We start from the raw sequence: 18,505 nt of genomic DNA on the forward strand, positions 1-18,505 counted from the left end.
CAGGAGGAGAGATGGCCGGCACGTTCTGGGAGCGGCTGCCCGAACGGGCCCGCGGGGCGCTGCGCGAGGCCGGGTCGTACTCGCTGGTCCGGCCCGGCACGTTCCTGATGCGCGAGCACACCCGCTCCTCCCAGGTGTGCGTGCTGTTCGCGGGCGCCGTGAAGGTCTGGGTCGACCGCGCCGGGGAGGTCGTCATCCTGGACGTGCTGGGGCCGGGCGACGTGCTGGGGGAGCTGGAGGCCGCCGACGGCGGCGTCCGCTACGCCAACGCCGAGGCGCTGACCGCCGTGGAGGCGCTGGGCCTGCCCGCCGACCGGTTCCGCGCGGTGCTGGACTCCTGCGCCGGGTCGGTGTGGACGGTCGCCGAGGTGCTGGCCGACCGGCTGCGCGCCGCCGACGACCTGCAGACCGGCCACTTCCCCGACGATCCGGCCCGCCGGCTGGCGGCGCGGCTGCTGCGGCTGGCCGACCGGCTCGGCACCGACCTGCCCGGCGGCGGCGTGGTGATCCGCGTCCCGCTGTGCCAGCAGGACCTGGGCCGCTGGTCGGGCATGGGCCGCCGCAAGGTCGCGCAGCTGCTGGCCGGCGAGCCGTTCCGCGGCGTCGCGGTCACCCGCAACGTGATCACCGTGCGGTCCCCGGCGGACCTGCGCCGCCTCCTGGACGAGACCGACCCCGCCTGACCCCCTGCCCCGGCCGGACCGGACGGGGCGAGGACCGGACCCGGGACCCGGCGCGAAGCGAGCCCTCCCGGGCGAGCGCCGTAGGCCAGGGCTTTTACAACACGACCTAGAACCGGGCGGGCGGGGGCCACGGCGGTGGTACCGGTGGGGTGCCCTCGCCGCGTACCACCACGCCCGCGCCGCGCGAGCGGCCGCTCAGCCATGCCAGCAGCGCCCGTGACGACCCGGTCGCCTCCGGCCCGTCGCCGAGCGCCACCCCGTCCCCGGAGTCGGTCGACACCAGCCGGTAGCCCGCCAGCGACCCCTGCCCGCCGGGCGGCAGCCCCACCAGCCCGTCCAGGGTCTCCCGCAGCGCCCACCGCACGTAGGCGTCCGGCCAGTCCGCCGGCCCGTACCCCGCCGCCAGGTCCACGTGGTGCGCCTCCACCTCGTGCCACCGGCGGTAGACCGCGTACCAGGCGGGATGCTCCCACCCCGCCATCGCCCGCACCCGCGCCCGCGCCGCCTCCTCCGGCAGCGCGCGCGCCTGCTCGACGAACCGCGCCGCCGAGTCCCGCAGGTCGGCGGCCTGCTCGGCCACGCCCCGCCCGGCGCCGGCCTCCAGCGCGGCGTTGCGGGCCGCGAGGCTCGGGTACTGCGGGATCTCCCGGCCGGTCCGCGCCCACTCCAGCAGGTTCCACAGCGAGTCGGCGTTGCGCGCGACATGGGTGACCACGTGCCCGCGCGTCCACCCCGGCAGCGCCGACGGCTCGCGCAGCCGCGCGTCGGTGAGCCCCGCGAGGGTGGCCAGGATCCGTTCGGCTCCCGCCTCAAGGTGTTCGAGGACCTTGCGCCAGTCGTCCATGCCGGTCTCCGCCATGTCGTTCACCTCCGCGCCCGCAGGAGGCTCCATCCTGGCCCACGGCGGCCCTCCGCACCAGAAGCCGGGAGGCGCCGGAGGTAACGTTCCCCTCGTGAGCCATCCGATCTGCGTCACCTGCGGGGTCCAGTACGCCGCGCCGCGCCCCGACTGCCCGATCTGCGAGGACGAGCGGCAGTACGTCGGCTGGGACGGCCAGCGCTGGACCACCCTGGAGGAGCTGCGCGCCGCCGGCCACCGGGGGAGGGTCGCCGAGGAGGGCCCGGACGTGGTCGGCGTCGGCGCGGACCCGCCCACCGCCATCGGCCAGCGCGCCCTGCTGGTGCGCACCCCCGCCGGGAACGTCCTCTGGGACATGATCACCCACATCGACGACGACCTGGTCCGGCGGGTCCGCGAACTGGGCGGCGTGGACGCGATCGCGATCAGCCACCCGCACTACTACGGCTCGATGATCGAGTGGGCGCGCGCGTTCGACGCCCCGGTCCACCTGCACGAGGCCGACCGCCGCTGGGTCGCCCGCCCCGACGACGCGGTGCGCTTCTGGGACGGCGACACCCTGGAGATCCTCGACGGCCTCACCCTGATCAACGCGGGCGTCCACTTCGACGGCGGCCAGGTCCTGCACTGGCGCGACGGCGAGGAGGGCGGGGGAGCGCTGTTCTCCGGCGACATCCTCCAGGTCGTCCAGGACCGCGACTGGGTCAGCTTCATGTACAGCTACCCCAACTTCATCCCCGAACGCCCCTGCACCGTCCGCCGCGCCCTCCGCCTGCTGGAGCCGTACGCGTTCACCCGCGTCTACGGGGCCTGGTGGAAGCGCGTCGTCTACACCGACGGCAAGGCGGCGGTCCAGCGCTCGGCCGACCGCTACCTGTCCTACGCGCTGGACGACGAGGGGTAAGCCGGTCAGGGCGTCCGGACGCCCGTCCCGACGACGTCCTGGCCCTGCTGTCGGCCGCCTGCCGGGGCCCTGGCGGGGGAGTGGGACGCCGACCTGCGCCGCCGCCCCCTGGCGCTGGTCTTCGAGGGGCTGCGATCGCGCTGATATCCGTTTGCCCGGCCCCGCTCGGAGCGGTCAGGATCACGTATGGAAACAGACCACCCCGAAACCGCGCGTCCTCCCGAACGGATCGTCCTGCCGCGGACGGCGCCGCCGCCGGTGGTGCTGCGGCGGATGACCGAGGCCGACCTCGAGGCCGTGTACGAGGCCGTGACCGAGTCGTTCCCCCACCTGCACGCGTGGATGGACTGGGCGGCCGAGCCCCCCACCCCCGCGGGCCAGGCGGAGTTCCTGCGGCGCGGCGTCCGGGAATGGGAGCAGGGCTCCCGGTACTGCTACGGCATGTTCGAACCCGGCGGGACGATGCTCGGCGCCGCCTCGCTGATAGGGCGGGACGAGCCCGGGACGCGGGAGATCGGCTACTGGGTCCGCGCCGGCCACACCCGGCGCGGGCTGGCGACGGCCGCCGCCGGGGCGCTCACCGCCGGGGCGTTCGCGCTGCCCGGCGTCGAACGGACCGAGATCCGCTGTGACGAGGCCAACACCGCCAGCGCCGGCGTGCCCCGCAAGCTCGGCTACCGGCTCGACCGGGTCGTGGACCGGCCCGTGGAGGCCCCCCGCGAAACCGGGCGCGGCCTGGTCTGGGTCATGACGCGGGAGGCGTTCACCGCGCGCGATCGAACCGTGGCCGCGCGTTCCGGTGGCGGCAGATCTTCGAACACGTGTACGGTTTCGGAGTGAGCCGCCGCCTCTGGTGAGGCGCGTGTGGCGTCCGCAGAAATGCGGCGGCCTCCGCCGTCGTTATGAACCCGGGGGAGTCTGTCGCACCCCCTCGTTACCCTGAGACCGACGGTCTCCCACCGCGCCCAGAAGAGGAACCGGATAGACGCCGTGCATGACCGACTCATCGTGCGTGGAGCACGCGAGCACAACCTGAAGGACGTCTCGCTCGACCTGCCGCGGGACGCCATGATCGTGTTCACCGGGCTCTCGGGCTCCGGAAAGTCGAGTCTGGCGTTCGACACGATCTTCGCCGAGGGCCAGCGCCGCTACGTCGAGTCGCTGTCGGCCTACGCCCGCCAGTTCCTCGGGCAGATGGACAAGCCCGACGTCGACTTCATCGAGGGCCTGTCCCCGGCGGTGTCGATCGACCAGAAGTCCACCTCCAAGAACCCCCGGTCGACCGTCGGCACCATCACCGAGGTGTACGACTACCTGCGCCTGCTGTACGCGCGCATCGGCCACCCGCACTGCCCGATCTGCGGCCGCCCGATCAGCCGCCAGGCCCCGCAGCAGATCGTCGACCGCGTCCTGGAGCTGGAGCAGGGCACCCGGTTCCAGGTGCTGGCGCCGGTGATCCGCGGCCGCAAGGGCGAGTACGTCGAGCTGTTCCGCGAGCTGCAGTCCAAGGGCTACTCGCGCGCCATCGTCGACGGCCAGACGGTCCGGCTGGACGAGCCGCCCAAGCTCAAGAAGCAGGAGAAGCACGACATCTCCGTGGTCGTGGACCGGCTGTCGGTCAAGGACACGGCCCGCCAGCGGCTGGCCGACTCGGTGGAGACCGCCCTCGGCCTGGCCGGCGGCACGATCGTCCTCGACTTCGTCGACCTGGCCGAGGACGACCCCAACCGCACCCGCATGTACTCCGAGCACCTCTACTGCCCGTACGACGACCTGTCGTTCGACGAGCTGGAGCCGCGCTCGTTCTCGTTCAACTCGCCCTACGGCGCCTGCCCCGACTGCACCGGCCTCGGCACCCGTATGGAGGTCGACCCCGAGCTGGTCATCCCCGACCCCGAGCTGACCCTCGCCGAGGGCGCGATCCAGCCCTGGTCCAACGGCCACGTCAGCGACTACTTCCTGCGGCTGCTGTCGGCGCTCGGCGACGCCCTGGGCTTCGACCTGAACACCCCCTGGGAGAAGCTGCCCGCCAAGGCCCGCAAGGCGATCCTCAACGGCCACGAGACCCAGGTCCACGTCCGTTACAAGAACCGCTACGGCCGCACCCGCTCCTACTACACGTCCTTCGAGGGCGTGATCCCGTTCATCCAGCGGCGGCACTCCGAGTCCGAGAGCGACTCCACGCGCGAGAAGTTCGAGGGCTACATGCGGGAGATCCCGTGCCCCTCCTGCGAGGGCGCGCGGCTCAAGCCCTACGTCCTCGCCGTCACCATGGGCGGCAGGTCGATCGCCGAGGTCTCGGCCATGCCGATCGGCGAGGCCGCCAAGTTCCTGCTGTCGATGGAGCTGGACGAGCGCGAGAAGCACATCGCCGAACGCGTCCTCAAGGAGGTCAACGCCCGGCTCGGCTTCCTGCTGGACGTCGGCCTGGACTACCTCACCCTGGACCGCGCCTCGGCCACCCTGGCCGGCGGCGAGGCCCAGCGCATCCGCCTGGCCACCCAGATCGGCTCCGGCCTGGTCGGCGTGCTGTACGTGCTGGACGAGCCGTCGATCGGCCTGCACCAGCGCGACAACCACCGGCTGCTGGAGACGCTGCTGCGGCTGCGCGACATGGGCAACACCCTGATCGTCGTCGAGCACGACGAGGACACCATCGCCGCCGCCGACTGGGTGGTGGACATCGGCCCCCGCGCCGGCGAGCACGGCGGCGAGATCGTCGTGTCCGGCACCGTGGACGAGCTGATGCAGGCGGAGCGCTCGCTGACCGGCGCCTACCTGTCGGGCCGCCGCGAGATCCCCGTCCCGGAGGTGCGCCGCCCGCGCCAGAAGGGCCGCGAGATCGCCGTCAAGGGCGCCCAGCAGAACAACCTGCGCAACGTCGACGTGGCGTTCCCCCTGGGCGTGTTCACGGCGGTGACCGGCGTGTCCGGCTCCGGCAAGTCCACCCTGGTCAACGACATCCTCTACAACTCCCTCGCCAAGCAGCTCAACGGCGCCCGCACCGTGCCCGGCAAGCACCGCCGCGTCACCGGCGTCGACCAGCTCGACAAGGTCGTGCACGTCGACCAGTCGCCGATCGGCCGCACCCCGCGGTCCAACCCGGCGACCTACACCGGCGTGTTCGACCACATCCGCAAGCTGTTCGCCCAGACCACCGAGGCGAAGGTGCGCGGCTACCAGCCGGGCCGGTTCTCGTTCAACATCAAGGGCGGCCGCTGCGAGAACTGCGCGGGCGACGGCACCATCAAGATCGAGATGAACTTCCTGCCGGACGTCTACGTCCCGTGCGAGGTGTGCCACGGCGCCCGCTACAACCGGGAGACCCTGGAGGTCCACTACAAGGGCAAGACGATCGCCGAGGTCCTCGACATGCCGATCGAGGAGGCCACCGTGTTCTTCGAGCCGGTCACCGCGATCCACCGGCACCTGAAGACCCTCAACGACGTCGGCCTCGGCTACGTCCGCCTCGGCCAGCCCGCCCCGACCCTGTCGGGCGGCGAGGCCCAGCGCGTGAAGCTCGCCGCCGAGCTGCAGAAGCGCTCCACCGGCCGCACCATCTACGTGCTGGACGAGCCGACCACCGGCCTGCACTTCGAGGACATCCGGCGGCTGCTCGGCGTGCTGAACGGCCTGGTCGACAAGGGCAACACGGTCCTGGTCATCGAGCACAACCTCGACGTCATCAAGACCGCCGACTGGATCGTCGACATGGGCCCCGAGGGCGGCTCGCGCGGCGGCACCGTCGTCGCCCAGGGCACCCCCGAGGACGTGGCGAAGGTCGAGGCCAGCCACACCGGCCAGTTCCTCGCCAAGATCCTCGGCTGACCGGCTGAACCGGCGGCGCCCCCCGTCCGTGTCCGGAGCACGGCGATGACCCGCATCGCCGTGCTCCGCGTCCGCGGGAGGGCCGCCGGGATGTCCGAGCGGTTCACCCCCGCCAGGGGCACCGGCCGGAACCGGGGACGAGGGGGGACCGGGCGCGCCCGCCGGCGGACGCGGGGGCACGGGACCGGCCGGGCCGCGGCGGCGCGGCGGCGATCAGGGGAGCGGCACCGCCACCGCCCCACCGCACCCGGCCGGTCCCCTCGCCTCACCGCCGCCGCGCGGTGATCCGAACGTCTCAACCCGCCAAGCGAAATGCCATCACGGCCAGGGCGACACCACCCGCTGCGCCCAGGAGCAGGGCGGCGACACCAGCCGTTCGGCCGACACCCTGCTCGAACGGAACATCCGGCACGACTTTGTGAAGCAAAGGTGCCACCGCGACGAGACCGAAGCCGATGCCGATGCGCCAGTACGCCTCACCCGAACACGAAGGCCGGAAGCGCCCCCCCGCAGCCGCTCGGTTCCACGGCGAAGCCCGTCACCACGAGAAACAACGCGCCGGCATACACCGCGCCGAACAACATCGTCGTGCCGAAGTCGACGCGCCGCGCTCTGCGAGAGCTGCCGCCGTCACCTGCCACATCGCCCCCTCACGGCCTCACTCTCGCAGTCAAGCGCGTGGAGTCTAAAGCCTGCCTCTCCGCTGTCCGTTCATGGCCTCGGCGCGGTCGGTCGTGCGGTGGTGTCCGCGACGGCGGCGGTACGGCGGGTGCGCAGGTCACCGGCCAGACACAGCATCACGCCGAGCGTGAGCCAGGTCACCAGGACGACGAGGGAGTGGGTGGCGCCGCGGCCGTCGAAGAAGGCGGCGGAGCGCAGCAACCGGCCCCCCGCCCCGGGCGGCAGCAACTGGCCGAGCGCGCCGGACCAGCCGGGCAGCATCTCGGGTGCGGTCGAGGTGCCTGACAGGGGATTGCCGATGAGCATCATGATGGCGGCGCCGAGACCCAGGCCGGCGTACCCGAGCAGTGACTCCAGCCCGAGGATGCTCAGGGACGTGGCCGCGATGGTCAGGGCGATGGCGCCGGTGTTGGCCAGGTAGGAACCGTCGAGCGAGCCGAGCCAGAACTGCAGGATCGCCGCTATGGCCAGGCCGCCGGTCATGGCGAAGGCGAGCGCGCCGGTGATCCGGCGGGCGGTGCCGCGGATGAGCCGGGTCAGCAGCAGCGCGGCGAGTAGGCCGCCCATGACCAGGGGCAGGGCTGCGGCGGCCAGGCCGGCGCCGCGTGGGTCGTCGGCCGGCAGGGGGACGAGGTCGCGGGCGGCGGCCGTGGTGCCGGTGCCCTGGCCGAGCGCTGTCGCGACGCTCTGCAGGGTCTGGGCGACCGCCGTGCTGGCGGCGGAGGCGGTGATGACCTGTGGGGTGCCGGAGCTGACGTCGATCGCCCCGTACACCTCACGGTCGCGGATCAACCGTTGGGCGGCGGCGGTGTCGGCGACCTCGGTGATCGCGAAGCCGCCCGGCAGGCGCTGGCCGAGGGCGGCGGTGACCTGCTCGACCGCGGCGTCGGGCCCGGCGACGGCGATCGGCACATCGTGCACCGACGACCGCACCGACGGCCAGGCGAAGGCGGTGAGCAGCACACTGATGATCGCCGTGAGCAATACGACCGCCCTGGCCACCGCCGGCCAGGGGGACGGTGGTGCGTCGGCTGCAAGCGAGGCCCGAGCGGCCATTTCCTACTCCTCGAACAGAACGGTGGTGTGCCTTACGTGGGCGGGGACCGGGCCGGTACGCGCCTGTGTCGATGAGCTGATGCCTTCGCGCGGGCGCCGCGACCGCCGCGATCGCATGATCGCGATGCTCCGGCCCGGTCATCGCAGGGTGAGCGGGGTCTCGGATCCCAGGTGGGTCAGCTTCTGGGGGTTGCGGACGAAGTACAGGCCGGTGATGCGGGCCTCCTCGACCTGGACCGCCAGGACGCCTTCCAGCTCGCCGTCCAGGCGGACCAGGAGTGCCGGATTGCCGTTGACCACGGTGGGGGCACAGGTGATCGCGCCTTCGGTCTTGCCGGAACCGCCGAGGTGGAAGCGGGCCACCTTCGCGGCGCCGATGACCGGTCGCAGCGGGGCCTGCTTGACGCCGCCGCCGTCGCTGACCAGGACCACCCGCGGGGCGAGAACGTCGAGCAGGCCCTGCAGGTCCCTGGCCTCAAGTGCCCGCTGGAGCGCCTTCACAGCCGCCCGGGTCTGGCTCGGGGAGGCCGCCTGGCGGGGACGGTGCGTTTCGACGTGCCGGCGGGCGCGGTGGGCGATCTGGCGGACGGCCGCGGGGCTCTTGCCGACGGCCTCGGCGATCTCGTCGTAGTCGACGTCGAACACCTCGCGCAGCACGAACACCGCCCGCTCGGTCGGCGAGAGCCTTTCCAGGAGGAGCATCATCGCCATCGACACGCTCTCGGCGAGCTCGACGTCCTCGGCCACGTCCGGCGCGGTGAGCAGCGGCTCGGGCAGCCAGGAGCCGAGATAGGACTCCCTGCGATGCCTCATGGCGCGCAGCTGGTTGAGTGACTGGCGGGTGGTGATCCGTACCAGGTAGGCGCGCTGGTCGCGCACCCGCTCCAGGTCGACCTGGACCCACCGCAGCCAGGTCTCCTGCAGGACGTCCTCGGCGTCGGCCGCCGATCCGAGCATCTCGTAGGCGACGGTGAACAGCAGGTTGCGGTGGGCGACGAACGCCTCGGTCGCGGTGTTGGCGGGCTGGCCGCTCATGCCTCGGCCCCTTCGCCGCGTGGCCGGCCCTGGTTGCCGACGATCTTCAAACGTGCCTCCACAGCACGGCCCCTTTCGTTGGCGGCTCTGCGACTGGTGGCGCTGTGGCACGACATGCGGTCAGGACCCGTTGATGGTCGGTCGGCCACGGGTGCCCGGCTAGACCGCTCGTTCGGCGGCGGCCGGTGCCTGGCCGTGCTTGGCCCGCACCGACCGCTGGCGTTTGCCGTCCTTGAACGCCCAGGTGTACGAACCGGGCTTGCGGCCCTCGTCCGCCAGATGCTTCACCAGGCCCGTGTAACTGCTGTGCTTGATCTTCGCGCCGAGGCGGCCACCGAGGGAGAATCCATTGGCGGTGTCGTCCCTGGAGGCGAGCTGTACGGTGGCGGCCCGGCTCCCCAGGCTGACGCACAGGCCGAAGAACCCCACGTTGATCAATGCGGGTTGCTCACCCGCGATCCGGGCCAGCACCGTGTCGGCGGCGTGCGCGCCCAGCGGGCCCGCGGACTGGCAGCTCATCCGTAGCGGCAGGTCCGACGGTGCCGCCGAGTCCCCGGCCGCGATGATGCGCACGTCGTCCACGCTGGTCAGCGTCTCGTCGGTGAGCAGGCGGCCCAGGGCATCGGTGCCCAGTCCGCTGCGGGCGGCCAGGTCCGGCACGCCGAATCCGGCGGTCCAGATGGTCACCGCGCTCGGCAGCTCGCGGCCGTCACCGAGCCGCACGGCATCACCCGTGACCGCCGTCACCTTGGTGCCGGGGCCTTCCAGCACGGTCACACCGAGCTTGGCCAGCCGCCTCGCCACCGAGCGTCGAACCCGAGGATGCAGGTAAGGGCCGAGCACCCCGCCGCACACCAGGGTCACGGTACGGCCCACCTCCGCCAGCTCGGCGGCGGCCTCGATGCCGAGCATCCCCGCTCCGACCACCGTCACCGCGGCCGTCGCGTACGCGGTGTCCAGGACCGGCCGCAGCCGCTGCGCCTCTTCCAGCGTGGCGATCGGGTAGGCGAACTCGGACGCTCCGGGCACCTGCGGGTCGGCGCTGCCGCTGCCCACCGCGTAGATCAGGTAGTCGTAGCCGACCGCGTCGCCGGACGCCAACCTCACGCTGCGCCCGGCCGCGTCGATCCGTGTCGCGATGTCGACGACCAGCCGGACGCCGTCGGCCAGGATCTCCCGGTAGTCCACGACCGGGTCGTCGGATCCGCTCACCACCTGGTGCAGGCGGATCCGGTGGACGAAGGCCGGACGCGGGTTGACCAGCGTCACGGTCACGTCGTCGCGCTGGGTCAGGCGATTGGCGGCCATGACACCGGCGTATCCGCCGCCGACCACGACCACCGCGGTTTTCTCACTCATGGGGTCTCCTCCACTTCAGGGGATTCGGCACAAGACACGGCGTCACCGATCGCTGTGACAGCATGTGAGGTAGATCACCGTCGCGCCCGAGGGTGTGCCCGGCCCCACCCTCCGGCGCCGCCGCCGTCCCGGCGCTGAAGAGGTGCGGCACGGATTCGGCGTTGCGTGTCATAGCGCCGCACACCTGCCGCGGCGACCGCGCCATCCCGCGCGTCCGGCTGGACCAGTTGCCGACCGACCGTTCCCACGGCCTGCGCGCTGAACACCGAGCCATCCACGAGATCAGGTGGACCGCCCTGCGGCATTACCGCCAGGCTCACATGACAGGAACCTGGCCCCAACCCCAAGCGGCTCCGGGTGACGGTGTGCGGTTCGCGGAAGGGGTCATTTCTGCGAACGGTGCCCCGCACCAGTCTCAGGGGCACGACACGAAAGCCTGCAAAAAATCACGACAGCGAGCGGGGTCTGGCGAACTTCGTGTGGTGCCGTCACGCGCTGTGGGCATCGTTTCGGTCGGCGCAGAGGATGTCTTTTGGAGGAGGTCGGGTTTGGCGCGGCCGTAGCGGCTGCGTTTGATGGCCTTGATGCGGCGCGCCGTTTGGCGAAGTCATCCACCCCCATCACGGTCAGGGGGCCGACCTTGGGGTCGGACAGCGCGTGGACCAGCGCGATCAGAGTGTCACGGCCGATGCGCACGCCCATCAGGCCCAGCACCCGGGACGCCGCCGTGATCGGCTCGGCGAACGTCCGCCCCGGCAGTCGTGGTTGTCACATCGTTCTCGGTGAGCCATCCGTCGAGTTCGGCAATGCGGCACGCAAGTGAATGAGGTACCTGCAGATGGGCAGGTCGGCCTCCGAGCAGCGGGCGTTCTGCGGTTGCGTCATCGGCCCTGGGCTGCGCCGGACGATCATCTGGTGCCGTTGGCCAAGCGGAGGATGACCGGAACCGGGAGTCACGGTTCAGCCGTCCAATACGAGGCGGCCCGGTTCCATAGGCCGTGTTGGGGGTGTGATGTGAACCCGCAAGGCTGGTGGGGCATCCTGCTTCAAGGCACCATTTCGGCGGTCGTCGGCGGCGTTGTGGCTGCGCTGACCGCTTGGGCGGTGGTGGCGGCGACGCGGCGGCATGAACGCCGGTCCGCGCTGCGGGCCGAGGCTCGTGCATCGGCGGTGCGCATGTATCACCTGGCAGGCGAGATGTATGGTCAGCTGTCCCGCCTCGCAAGTGGTGAGCGGGCACCGGTTCCGACGACCGACGGCCGAGACTGGCTGATCAACGCCACCAGTCTGGAAATCGCGATGTTCGCCTTCGACCGTGACCTGGGTACTCGTATGTCGCACGCTCTGGGTGAGGCGCGGCGCGCGTTGGAGCGCCTCGATGGCGATGTCGAGGCCCGGGATGAGACCGCTCAAGCCGCGGCCGGCAGCATGCTGCGGCTCTGCGACGACCTGGCGGACTGGCTCATGGATGGTCGCCATCGCGCAGCGGTGGGCGCTGCCTGAGCGGAGGGGGACGGCTCGCTTCACGCAGCACCTCCGCTCAGTCCAGCGAGATCCCTGCGGAAGAGCCGGGCCCGTCCCCGGACACCATGCGTGATGGGCTCCACGCGAAGTTCGCCAGACCCGGCGAGCCTGCGAGATCACGTTCTTGACCGAATGAGGTCAAGGCCACCGAAAGCCGACTCTCGGGCGTGACGGCCGCTTACCGTCCGTGCATGCGACAGATGAGCAAGGGCGCCAACGTCGGCCTGGCCGAACTGACCGGGACCACCGGACCGATCACCGTCAGCCTGGGCTGGTCGGACCCCTCGGGCGCCGGCGAGGCGGACGTGTCGGTGCTCCTGCTCGGCGCCGACGGCAGGGTGCGCGGCGACGCCGACCTCGTCTTCTACAACCAGCCGGTCACGCCCGACGAGTCCGTGCGGCTGCTCGGCAAGGTCCCGACCGGCAGCGGCACCGAGGACCGCATCCTGGTGGACGTCGGCGCCTTCCCCGAGACCGTCGAGCGCGCGGTGGTCGCCGCGAGCCGGTACGGCGGGGCGACGTTCGGCGGGCTGAACGACCTGCGGCTCACCCTGCTCGACGGCACGGGCGAGGCGCTGCTGGCGTTCGACATCGACGACGCGGCCGCCGAGACCGCCTTCATCTTCGGCGAGCTGTACCGGCGCGGCGGGGAGTGGAGGTTCCGGGCGGTCGGCCAGGGCTACGACTCGGGCCTGGCGGGCCTGGCGGCGGACTTCGGGATCGACGTCGACTCCAGCGACGAGGACGCGGGCGACGAGAACGCGCCCGCCGACGCGACGGCTCCGCGGGCCGAGCCCGCGCCCGCCCCGGCGCCCGTTCCCGAGCCCGCGCCGGAGCCCGCGCCGCGGCGGCGGGAACGGGTGCGCACCGCGAAGAGGAGGGTCACCCTGCCGAAGGCGGCCCGGATCGACCTCGCCGAGGACCCCGCCTGGCAGGCGGCCCGGCTGTTCCCCGTCACCGGACTGCGCAACGACCAGGAACGCGAGGCCCGCGCCACCGCGACGCTGCTGGCGGTCATGGCGCAGGTCCCCGAGTTCGGCCGCCGCATGACCGCGCGGTTCAACGCCCCCGCCGGGACGGTCCAGACGTTCACCGAGACCTCGTTCAGGCACGGCGATGGCAGGGTGCGCCCCGACGGCGTCATCCGGGTCGCGCGGGCGGGGCGCATCTGGACGGCGCTGGTGGAGACCAAGACCGGCGGCAACCCGCTGCGCCGCGAGCAGATCGAGTCCTATCTGGAGGTCGCGGCCCGGCACGGCTACGAGACCGTGATCACGCTCTCCAACGACCTGGGCATCGACGGCGAGCACCCGCTGGACCTCGACCGCAGGAGGCTGCGCAAGGTCGCCCTGCGCCACCTGTCGTGGGCCGAGGTCGCGCACGAGGCCCACATGCTGTGCCACCACCACGGCGTCGCCGACCCCGCGCACGCGTGGCTGCTCAACGAGCTGCTGCACTACCTTCGCCGGCCCGGCGCGGGCTGCCAGGGCTTCCAGGACATGGGGCCCGCCTGGGTGCCGGTCCGCAACGCCGTCACCGCGGGCACCCTGCGGCTGGGCGACAAGCGCGCGATGCCGGTGGCCGAGAGCTGGGAGAAGCTCATCCGGCAGCTGTGCCTGCGGCTGAGCGGGGAGACCGGCGTGACGATCGCGCCGGTGCTGCGCAGGCGCCGGGACGGCGACGCGGCGGTCCGGCGGCTCCAGACCGTGGCCTCCCTCGTGGAGAGGGGGCGGATGAGCGCGGAGATCCGCCTGCCCGGCGCCGCCGGACCCGTCCTCGTGGAGGCCGACCTGCGCACCGGGCAGATCGAGACCACCGTCGAGGTCCCCGCCGCCGCGCGGGCCCGTGCCCTCACCCGCGTGCAGTGGCTGCTGCGGCAGCTCACCGACGCCCCTCCCGAGCTGCGCGTCGAGGCGCTGGGCCCGGGGGAGCGGACGGGGCCGTGCGAGCTGCTGGCCAACCTGGTGTCCGAGCCCGGGCTGCTGGTCCCGGAGGCGGGGGCGGAGATCGCCACGTTCCGGCTGACCCTGCCGACCCCCATGGGCGCGAAGCGGGGAACGGAGGAGTCCGGCTTCGTCCGCAGCGTGGACATGGCGATGGACCGCTTCCACCAGCGGGTTCTGCGGGCGCTTCGGATCGAGGCGCCCGCTCCCGCCGGGGCCGCGTCCTGAACGGCCGCCCCGGTTCGGGGGCCGCGGGGGCATACAGGATCATGAAGGACCATGAACGACGATGTGACGACCGGGGGGATCGGCCGCCGCGCCGTGCTGTGCGGGGCCGGGGCGCTGGGGGCGGCCGCGGTGACGGCGGGCTGCGCGTCCCAGCCGCGCAGGGCCCGGCCCGCCGCCGACCTGAGGGGTAAGGAGATCGCCAAGACCGCCGACATCCCGGTCGGCGGCGGCAAGGTGTACGCCGACACCAAACTGGTGGTGACCCAGCCCGCCCAGGGGCAGTTCAAGGCGTTCAGCGCCAACTGCACCCACTCGGGCTGCCTGTGCAACCGCGTGAACAACGGCGTCATCGAGTGCCCCTGCCACGGCAGCCACTTCAGGGTCGCCGACGGCTCGGTGGCGCAGGGCCCCGCCAGCCGCGGCCTGCTGGAGTACTCCGTGCAGGTCAGGGGCGACGGCATCGTCGTCGTCTGACCGTCACGGCTCCGATACTCCCCGGAATCGAACCTTCAAGTTTGAACCTTTCCGGTTCGGCGTACGTGTCAACCGTTGAGAACGGAACGCGACACGTGGAGGACGACCCATGGCTCAGGATCCCGCAGTGGAACCGGACGGCACGACACCCCGGGGGGAGGGGGCGGCGCGGGACGCGACCCGGCGCGGGGTCCTGTTCGGCGCCGGGATCGTCGGCGCCGCGACCCTGGCGGCGGCGTGCGGCGGATCCGGGGACGACGCCGGCCAGGGCGGCCAGAACGGGGGCCAGACCGGTGGCAAGGCCGGCGACCAGACCGGTTCGGGGGCCGGCGACGGCAGCGGCGGCGGCGAGGGGCTGGGCGCCGCGTCCGCCATCCCGGTCGGCGGCGGCAAGGTCTTCAAGGACAAGAAGGTCGTGGTGACCCAGCCCGCCCAGGGGCAGTTCAAGGCCTTCGACGCCACCTGCACCCACCGGGGCTGCCCGGTCGGGGACGTGTCCGGCGGCACGATCAACTGCCCGTGCCACGGCAGCAAGTTCAAGATCACGGACGGTTCGGTGGCACAGGGGCCCGCCGACAAGCCCCTGCAGGAGAAGCAGATCTCCGTCGAGGGCGACCGGATCAGGCTGAGCTGACCGGCGCCGGCCTCCCCGCCGGGCCTACCCCCGGCGGCCGTTCGGGACCGGGTCCGGGTGGAACGGGGCGGACCGCTCGGACCCGGACACCTCCGACCCGGACATCTCGGCGCGGAACCGGGGCAGCGCGTGGGGGTAGTGCTCGCGGATGTGGGCGACCAGGTGCTCGCGGACGTCGCAGCGCAGGTCCCACGCGCTGGCCGAGTCCGCCGCGCTCATCAGCGCCCGCAGCCCCACCAGGCCGTTCGGCGTCACCTCGGTCACCTGGAGCACCCAGTCGCGCCGGTCCCACAGCGGGTTGTCCCGCAGGAACGCGTGCAGCTCGGCGCGCAGCTCCTCGACCGGCACCGACCAGTCCACGTACACCTCGACCGCGCCGATCACGCGGCTGCTGTGCCGGGTCCAGTTCTCGAACGGCCGCTCGGTGAAGTACGACACCGGCAGGATCAGCCGCCGCTCGTCCCACAGCTGCACCACCACGTACGACAGCGTCAGCTCCTCGATGCGGCCCCACTGGCCCTCGACGACCACCACGTCGTCCAGCCGCAGCGCGTCGCTGAAGGCGATCTGCAGCCCGGCGAACAGGTTGCCCAGCGCCGGGCGGGCGGCGATGCCGACGACCAGTCCGGCGACCCCGGCCGAGGCCAGCACCCCGGCGCCCAGCGCCCGCACCGCCGGGAACGTGAACAGCGCCGCGCCCACCGCCACGATCACGATCACGGCGGCGGTGATCCGGCGCAGCAGCAGCATCTGGGTGCGGGCCCGGCGGGCGCGCCGGTTGCGCTCGCCCTCCACGCGGGTCAGCCGGTTCAGCGCCGGGTCGGTGAGGGCGTAGGAGATCCGCAGCACCAGCCAGGTGGTGGCCCCGATCGCGGCGATCCGCAGCGCGTGCCGGACCGGCCCGTCGAAGGAGTCGGTGAGGAACTGGTAGGGCAGCGCCCCGCTCACGCTGACCACGGCCGCGAACGTGAACGCCGGCGCGGTGCAGCGGCGGGCCACCCCGCCGATCTGCGGCCAGCGCGCCGACAGCGGGCCCGCCAGCAGGCGTCTGGCCCCCTCCACGAAGGTCACGGACGCGGCGACGACGGCCGCGAAGACGATCCAGGACCAGAACGCGGACACGATGGTGACGACCTCCTCGGGGTGACGTGCTATCCCGATGACCGTTTCCGGATGATCTGTCGCTGAACGAGATTCATGTCACTTCCGTCCCGTGCGGCGCGGCGGGACCATCACGCGTTGTCGGTGGCGCCCACTACGCTTGCCGTTGTGGCAGATCCGGCGACCTATCGACCCGCACCGGGATCCATCCCCGAGTCCCCGGGCGTGTACCGCTTCCGCGACGAGCACGGCCGGGTCGTCTACGTGGGCAAGGCCAAGAACCTGCGCTCCCGGCTGAACTCCTACTTCGCCGACTTCGCCGGGCTGCACCCGCGCACCCAGACGATGGTGCGGACGGCCGCCCGCGTCGACTGGACCGTCGTCGGCACCGAGGTCGAGGCGCTCCAGCTGGAGTACTCCTGGATCAAGGAGTTCGACCCCCGGTTCAACGTCAAGTACCGCGACGACAAGTCCTACCCCTACCTGGCCGTCACCCTGAACGAGGAGTTCCCGAGGGTGCAGGTCATGCGCGGCGCCAAGCGCCGGGGCGTCCGCTACTTCGGCCCCTACTCCCACGCCTGGGCGATCAGGGAGACGGTGGACCTGCTGCTGCGCGTGTTCCCGGTCCGCACCTGCAGCGCCGGGGTGTTCCGGCACCAGCGCCAGCTGGACCGGCCCTGCCTGCTGGGCTACATCGACAAGTGCTCGGCGCCGTGCGTGGGCCGGGTCACGCCCGAGGAGCACCGGCTGCTGGCCGAGGACTTCTGCGACTTCATGGCCGGCACCACCGGCCGGTTCATCAAGCGCCTCGAAGCCGACATGCGCGAGGCCGCCGTCGCCCAGGAGTACGAGCGGGCCGCGCGCCTGCGCGACGACGTCCGCGCCCTCCAGGCCGCCCTGGAGAAGCAGGCCGTCGTGCTCGGCGACAACACCGACTGCGACATGATCGCGTTCGCGGAGGACGAGCTGGAGGCCGCCGTCCAGGTGTTCTACGTGCGCGGCGGGCGCATCCGGGGCCAGCGCGGCTGGGTCGTGGACAAGGTCGAGAACGTCGACACCACCGACCTGGTCGAGCAGTTCCTGCTCCAGATCTACGGCGAGAGCGAGGCGGTCCCCCGCGAGGTGCTGGTCCCGGCCCTGCCACCGGACGTGGAGGCGATGACGGACCTGCTCACCGAGCAGCGCGGCGGCCCCGTGCGCCTGCGCGTCCCGCAGCGCGGCGACAAGAAGGCCCTGCTGGAGACCGTCGAGCGCAACGCCCGGGAGACGCTGCGGCAGCACAAGACCCGCCGCGCCGGCGACCTGACCACCCGCAGCCACGCCCTGCGCGAGATCCAGGAGGCGCTGGAGCTGGACGAGGCCCCGCTGCGCATCGAGTGCTACGACGTGTCGAACCTCCAGGGCACCAACGTGGTGGCGTCGATGGTCGTGTTCGAGGACGGGCTGGCCCGCAAGAGCGAGTACCGCCGCTTCTCGATCAAGGCGGTGGAGGGGCAGGACGACGTCCGCTCCATCCACGAGGTGATCACCCGGCGGTTCCGGCGGTACCTGGCCGAGAGCGAGAAGCTCGGCGAGCTGGCCCTCGGCGACGCGGAGGAGGACGGCGCGCCCGGCGGGCACCAGCCCCTCGACCCCGAGACCGGCAAGCCCCGCAAGTTCGCCTACCCGCCGAACCTGGTGATCGTGGACGGCGGCCCGCCGCAGGTCGCCGCCGCCCAGCGCGCCCTGGACGAGCTCGGCATCGACGACATCGCCGTGTGCGGCATCGCCAAGCGGCTGGAGGAGCTGTGGCTGCCCGGCGACGACGACCCGGTGATCCTGCCGCGCAACTCCGAGGGCATGTACCTGGTGCAGCGGGTCCGCGACGAGGCGCACCGGTTCGCCATCGCCTTCCACCGGCAGCGCCGCTCCAAGGCCATGATCGTCAGTGAGCTCGACGAGATCCCGGGGCTGGGGCCCGCGCGCCGTACCGCCCTGCTGAAACATTTCGGGTCGGTCAAGCGCTTGAAAGAGGCGACGGCGCAACAGATCGCCGAGGTGCCGGGCATCGGCCCGCGCAGCGCCGAGGAGATCGTCAGGGCCCTGCACGGGGAGACCGGGCCCGGGGCGACCCGCTCCGGGGACAGCACGCCGCACGGGGGAGAGAAGACGCAGTGACCACCGAGACGAAGATCCCGGACATCGTGATCGTCACCG

Annotated in this window: 14 protein-coding genes and 1 pseudogene; 9 read left to right on the forward strand and 6 right to left on the reverse strand. The window is 72.3% G+C overall.

Going from position 1 to position 18,505, the window contains the following annotated elements; genetic code table 11:
* Positions 1-11 precede the first annotated feature (11 nt).
* Positions 12-683, forward strand: a complete 672-nt coding sequence (locus HNR61_RS33620) for a Crp/Fnr family transcriptional regulator (protein WP_182847182.1) — start codon at positions 12-14, stop codon at positions 681-683.
* A 106-nt stretch (positions 684-789) separates the two neighbouring features.
* Here HNR61_RS33620 and HNR61_RS33625 read toward each other — a convergent pair whose 3' ends face one another.
* On the reverse strand, positions 790-1,542 hold the full coding sequence (locus HNR61_RS33625; protein ID WP_220510119.1) for a maleylpyruvate isomerase family mycothiol-dependent enzyme: 753 nt from the start codon (positions 1,540-1,542) through the stop codon (positions 790-792).
* Between the two features lie 94 nt (positions 1,543-1,636).
* On the opposite strand from HNR61_RS33625, the gene HNR61_RS33630 reads away from it, so the two are divergent.
* From HNR61_RS33630 to uvrA, 3 genes are all read left to right on the forward strand, one after another.
* Positions 1,637-2,446: an MBL fold metallo-hydrolase gene (locus tag HNR61_RS33630; protein WP_220510120.1), complete on the forward strand. Its 810-nt coding sequence runs from the start codon at positions 1,637-1,639 to the stop codon at positions 2,444-2,446.
* A 186-nt stretch (positions 2,447-2,632) separates the two neighbouring features.
* Positions 2,633-3,286 (forward strand): GNAT family N-acetyltransferase, encoded by a 654-nt coding sequence (locus HNR61_RS33635; protein WP_182847184.1) that lies wholly within the window; start codon positions 2,633-2,635, stop codon positions 3,284-3,286.
* Between the two features lie 150 nt (positions 3,287-3,436).
* Positions 3,437-6,274 carry an excinuclease ABC subunit UvrA gene (gene uvrA, locus HNR61_RS33640; RefSeq protein ID WP_182847185.1) on the forward strand — a complete coding sequence of 946 codons (2,838 nt, stop codon included), beginning with the start codon at positions 3,437-3,439 and terminating at the stop codon, positions 6,272-6,274.
* A 476-nt stretch (positions 6,275-6,750) separates the two neighbouring features.
* Here the strand turns inward: uvrA and HNR61_RS33645 are convergent, their stop codons facing one another.
* The 4 genes from HNR61_RS33645 to HNR61_RS33660 all read right to left on the reverse strand — a co-directional run bounded on the left by HNR61_RS33645 (position 6,751) and on the right by HNR61_RS33660 (position 10,405).
* Entirely contained in the window at positions 6,751-6,915 is a 165-nt protein-coding gene (locus tag HNR61_RS33645; protein ID WP_182847186.1) for a hypothetical protein, read from the reverse strand.
* Between the two features lie 70 nt (positions 6,916-6,985).
* Positions 6,986-7,939 (reverse strand): hypothetical protein, encoded by a 954-nt coding sequence (locus HNR61_RS33650; protein WP_220510121.1) that lies wholly within the window; start codon positions 7,937-7,939, stop codon positions 6,986-6,988.
* Between the two features lie 210 nt (positions 7,940-8,149).
* Entirely contained in the window at positions 8,150-9,046 is an 897-nt protein-coding gene (locus HNR61_RS33655; protein ID WP_182847188.1) for an RNA polymerase sigma-70 factor, read from the reverse strand.
* 159 nt (positions 9,047-9,205) lie between these two features.
* Positions 9,206-10,405, reverse strand: coding sequence for an NAD(P)/FAD-dependent oxidoreductase (locus HNR61_RS33660; protein WP_182847189.1), 1,200 nt, complete (start codon positions 10,403-10,405; stop codon positions 9,206-9,208).
* Between the two features lie 1,014 nt (positions 10,406-11,419).
* On the opposite strand from HNR61_RS33660, the gene HNR61_RS33665 reads away from it, so the two are divergent.
* The 4 genes and pseudogenes from HNR61_RS33665 to HNR61_RS33680 all read left to right on the forward strand — a co-directional run bounded on the left by HNR61_RS33665 (position 11,420) and on the right by HNR61_RS33680 (position 15,208).
* On the forward strand, positions 11,420-11,908 hold the full coding sequence (locus tag HNR61_RS33665) for a hypothetical protein (RefSeq protein WP_182847190.1): 489 nt from the start codon (positions 11,420-11,422) through the stop codon (positions 11,906-11,908).
* Positions 11,909-12,129: 221 nt separating this feature from the next.
* Positions 12,130-12,657 (forward strand): annotated as a pseudogene (locus tag HNR61_RS50720) (TerD family protein); the annotation flags it as partial.
* Positions 12,658-14,151: 1,494 nt separating this feature from the next.
* Complete coding sequence (locus tag HNR61_RS33675) at positions 14,152-14,574, forward strand: Rieske (2Fe-2S) protein (RefSeq protein WP_182847192.1); 423 nt, start codon at positions 14,152-14,154, stop codon at positions 14,572-14,574.
* Between the two features lie 109 nt (positions 14,575-14,683).
* On the forward strand, positions 14,684-15,208 hold the full coding sequence (locus HNR61_RS33680) for a Rieske (2Fe-2S) protein (protein WP_182847193.1): 525 nt from the start codon (positions 14,684-14,686) through the stop codon (positions 15,206-15,208).
* Between the two features lie 24 nt (positions 15,209-15,232).
* Here the strand turns inward: HNR61_RS33680 and HNR61_RS33685 are convergent, their stop codons facing one another.
* Complete coding sequence (locus HNR61_RS33685) at positions 15,233-16,330, reverse strand: mechanosensitive ion channel family protein (protein ID WP_312898229.1); 1,098 nt, start codon at positions 16,328-16,330, stop codon at positions 15,233-15,235.
* Between the two features lie 147 nt (positions 16,331-16,477).
* On the opposite strand from HNR61_RS33685, the gene uvrC reads away from it, so the two are divergent.
* Positions 16,478-18,466, forward strand: a complete 1,989-nt coding sequence (uvrC, locus tag HNR61_RS33690) for an excinuclease ABC subunit UvrC (protein WP_182847194.1) — start codon at positions 16,478-16,480, stop codon at positions 18,464-18,466.
* Positions 18,467-18,505 lie beyond the last annotated feature (39 nt).

The sequence above is a fragment of the Actinomadura kijaniata genome (genome assembly GCF_014138665.1).
Classification (GTDB): domain Bacteria; phylum Actinomycetota; class Actinomycetes; order Streptosporangiales; family Streptosporangiaceae; genus Spirillospora; species Spirillospora kijaniata.

Excerpts from the sequence above, each read along its gene's own strand:
- HNR61_RS33680 (WP_182847193.1), top strand. The coding sequence starts at position 14,684 with ATGGCTCAGGATCCCGCAGTGGAACCGGACGGCACGACACCCCGGGGG.
- HNR61_RS33625 (WP_220510119.1), bottom strand. The coding sequence starts at position 1,542 with ATGGCGGAGACCGGCATGGACGACTGGCGCAAGGTCCTCGAACACCTT.
- HNR61_RS33655 (WP_182847188.1), bottom strand. The coding sequence starts at position 9,046 with ATGAGCGGCCAGCCCGCCAACACCGCGACCGAGGCGTTCGTCGCCCAC.
- HNR61_RS33675 (WP_182847192.1), top strand. The coding sequence starts at position 14,152 with ATGAACGACGATGTGACGACCGGGGGGATCGGCCGCCGCGCCGTGCTG.
- HNR61_RS33635 (WP_182847184.1), top strand. The coding sequence starts at position 2,633 with ATGGAAACAGACCACCCCGAAACCGCGCGTCCTCCCGAACGGATCGTC.
- HNR61_RS33660 (WP_182847189.1), bottom strand. The coding sequence starts at position 10,405 with ATGAGTGAGAAAACCGCGGTGGTCGTGGTCGGCGGCGGATACGCCGGT.
- HNR61_RS33620 (WP_182847182.1), top strand. The coding sequence starts at position 12 with ATGGCCGGCACGTTCTGGGAGCGGCTGCCCGAACGGGCCCGCGGGGCG.